Genomic DNA, 1,272 nt, shown 5'->3' with positions numbered 1-1,272 from the left:
GGCACTGCACCCTTACTAAGGGAGCTCAATAAAAACACTATTTTCTAGGCTGCTAATTTCCTATATTCTATAGGGGATAAGTAGCCTAGTTTTTGTTGAATTCTAACTTTATTATAGTTTTCAATGTAATTTTCGACAATATCTATTACAATGGTATTAGAGCTTCTAAGCTCACTGTTTAAGTAGAATGTTTCACACTTTATAGAGGCATGAAAACATTCTATTGGGGCATTATCAGCTGGCGTTCCCTTACGGGACATGCTTCTGGCAATGCCTTTTTCTGTACATAGGGCATAGTATTCATAAGAGGTATACACACTACCTTGATCACTATGTAATATAGCCCCTGGTTCCAATTGAAGTTGTTTTAATGTCTCATTTACTAATTCTTGATTTTGGTTTTTACCAATTTTATACGCCACAATTTCACCATTGTAAGCATCCATGATAGATGAAAGATACAACATTGTATTCCCGAAGGGTAAATAAGTGATATCTGTTAAAAGTACTTCTAAAGGTTTCTCTGCTTTGAAGTTTCTATTTAATAGATTATGTGTCTTATAATATGGATTCCCTGGTCTTTTCGATTTCTTCATTCGTACTTTACAATTTAAATTATGTTTTTGCATAATCCTTTGTACTTTTTTGTGATTAATTGGTTTATTATTTTTTCTATTTAACAAGGCAGTTATTTTTCTATAACCATACGTAAAACGATGTTTCATACATAGTTCTATAATTTCTCGTTCATCCTCAGATATACTGAAATCTTTGTTTTTCCATCTGTAATAATTTGATTTTGGAATATCTAAAGCTTCTAAAATGACTTTCACTGTATATTTAGATTTCAATTCATTTACTAATTCAACAACTACCTCTGGGACCACTTCCTTTCCAATTCCTTGTACTTTTTTAAAATTTCATTTTCTACTTCTTTGCGCTTTAATTCAATTTTTAGCGTCTCAACAGTACTCAATTCTTCATTTCCTTTTCCGTAGGAATATTGTTTACCTACTTGTTGATTGAATCTATGTGTTTCCCCATTTCTATACCATTTCCACCACACTTTAACTTGAGATTCATTTTTAATATTTAAAGCATCCATTATTTCTCTTGTACTATATCCTTTAAGTTTCATTTCTACTACTTTATATTTTGTTTCAACTGAATATGCCACTCTTTTCATAGAAAAAACACCTCCGTATAAATTCATTTTAATATGAATTCAACGAAAGTGTTTTTATTTTACTCCCACATCATGGGGTTAGTGCA

The 1,272-nt window shown here is 31.0% G+C and carries 1 protein-coding gene; it reads right to left on the bottom strand.

The window, feature by feature from the left end:
• Positions 1-44: 44 nt before the first annotated feature.
• Positions 45-1,186 (bottom strand): IS3 family transposase gene (locus KA873_RS13505; RefSeq protein WP_204206620.1). Its coding sequence is split into 2 segments (ribosomal slippage): positions 45-916 and positions 916-1,186, totalling 1,143 coding nucleotides; the frame shifts between segments, so codons are not numbered across the junction.
• Positions 1,187-1,272: the final 86 nt, after the last annotated feature.

The organism is Staphylococcus sp. GDY8P45P, assembly GCF_017892745.1.
GTDB lineage: Bacteria > Bacillota > Bacilli > Staphylococcales > Staphylococcaceae > Staphylococcus > Staphylococcus cohnii.
Note: the sequence above shows the minus strand (reverse complement) of the source record. Positions and strands in the feature narration are given on the sequence as shown.